2 protein-coding genes are annotated in these 1,696 nt (G+C 51.4%); one reads left to right on the top strand and one right to left on the bottom strand.

Features of this window, described 5'->3' with window-relative positions; translation table 11 throughout:
* Positions 1-285 precede the first annotated feature (285 nt).
* Entirely contained in the window at positions 286-1,170 is an 885-nt protein-coding gene (locus F561_RS26920; RefSeq protein ID WP_019012556.1) for a tyrosine-type recombinase/integrase, read from the top strand.
* Positions 1,171-1,221: 51 nt separating this feature from the next.
* Here F561_RS26920 and F561_RS0124275 read toward each other — a convergent pair whose 3' ends face one another.
* Complete coding sequence (locus F561_RS0124275) at positions 1,222-1,467, bottom strand: hypothetical protein (RefSeq protein ID WP_019012555.1); 246 nt, start codon at positions 1,465-1,467, stop codon at positions 1,222-1,224.
* Positions 1,468-1,696: the final 229 nt, after the last annotated feature.

Genomic DNA, 1,696 nt, shown 5'->3' with positions numbered 1-1,696 from the left:
CCGTTACACACTTTCCAGGCGTGCTCCTTCAACCACTCGGACACCGTTCCAGCGCACGCCAATCTAGCGGAGGCGCGGCCAAAAATCAAATGCCTGATTTAAAGTCCAGTCTAGAAGTTGCCCAAAAGTGTGTGTCAGACGTGCTTTTTCCCTCTCCCTTTAAGTGATTTACTGCCCTCAATACCACAGGTCATTTTTGAGGGGCAATTTGATCTCAGTCACTGCAACTCACAAAATCCACATAAATTGTGAAATTGTCTATAGGGTTTTCGGTGCAGGAGCTACATGCAGATGCGCTTAGATACGATCAAGCAAGAGTACGAATTTGACTGCCTCAGTCGCGGTCACGCCCCTAACACCATGCGGGCCTACCGTACCGCTTTACGGCAATTCTGCGAGTTTGCAGAAGCACAGGGCATTGAGCACGCTCAGGAACTCACCACCGTCACTCTTCGGGCTTTCGCGGCTCAGTCGATGAATGCCCTCTCCCCTGCTGGCGCTCACTCCCGCCTGAGAATTCTGCGCTCCTTCTTCCGTTGGGCCACCACAGAAGGCTATTTTGAGTCCAACCTCATGTTGCGCGTGCCGCTGCCGAAGCTGAAGCAAGTCATGCACAGCGCCGTCAGTCCCCAAGACATGAAACGCCTGCTCTTGGCCGCCCAGAATGGCGCGACCCCTGCAAAACATCAGGCACTCTTGGCGGTGTTCTATGACACGGGATTGAGGGTGTCTGAAGTGTGGGGGTTAGAAACTCGTGACGTACTCCCTACCCAGTGCCTGATGGTCAGGGATGCTAAAGGCGGTAAAGATCGAATCGTTCCCTTATCACGGGCCACACTCAAACTGATCCACAAATATCTGCGAGACGAACGCCCTGACGCCGCCTTACCCAATCTTTTCTTGGCCGATGAATTCAGCCCCTACTCCAATATCAGTCTCTATAAGCTGCTGGAACGCCTCTGCAAACGCGCTGAGGTCAAGCGGTATAGCCCTCACGCCTTTAGGCGGGGCTTTGCAGTGAACTATCTGCGGAACGGGGGCGATGTTTTCACCCTACAAAGGATCATGGGCCATACCACGCTCGCCATGACGAACAGATACGCCGTCATGAACACCAATGACATACAGGATGTTCACCGCAGAGCTAGCCCATTTGCTTCTCTGAAATAGGTTCTTTTATCTGTCAGAAGCCTAGGCCCAAGCGTCTAGGCTTTTTCGCCGTTAGCCGTCGCTGTCTGAAAAGCTCTGACTGGTCAATTCGAGCTGCCCGCTGACCTGATTGAGGGCGAAGGCCAGATGCACAGTGCGAGTGCGCCCTTGCCCAAGATCAATGGTGTGGCTGTAACTATAGGTGTAGGCTGCTGCCGATTTTAGGATTAAATTTCCCCCGACCATCAACTTGGCAAGGTCTATAGCTAACTCGGCTGCCTGTACTGCTTTAACTACTATTTCGTTGTCTTGATTCATCAAATATCACCCTTAAATTTAGATTTAATTGTCCCTACTCCTATCATATTCTATGCCTAAATTTGTAATAATGCCAAGTTTTTTGGCTTTTACGTCCACAGCTTTGATGATTCCCCTCTCAAATTGGCCTAGCTCTCAGTACCCGACACTTTGTTGAGGGGTTGAAATCTCCCGTCTGATCCGTCAAAACAGAACGCGTCCCCTGCCACGCTGACCCATCTGACGCGCT

The organism is Deinococcus aquatilis DSM 23025 (assembly GCF_000378445.1).
GTDB classification, from domain to species: Bacteria; Deinococcota; Deinococci; order Deinococcales; family Deinococcaceae; genus Deinococcus; species Deinococcus aquatilis.
Note: the sequence above shows the minus strand (reverse complement) of the source record. Positions and strands in the feature narration are given on the sequence as shown.

Bases quoted from the DNA above. Each gene is read 5' to 3' on its own strand.
- F561_RS0124275 (WP_019012555.1), bottom strand. From the start codon at position 1,467: ATGAATCAAGACAACGAAATAGTAGTTAAAGCAGTACAGGCAGCCGAG.
- F561_RS26920 (WP_019012556.1), top strand. From the start codon at position 286: ATGCAGATGCGCTTAGATACGATCAAGCAAGAGTACGAATTTGACTGC.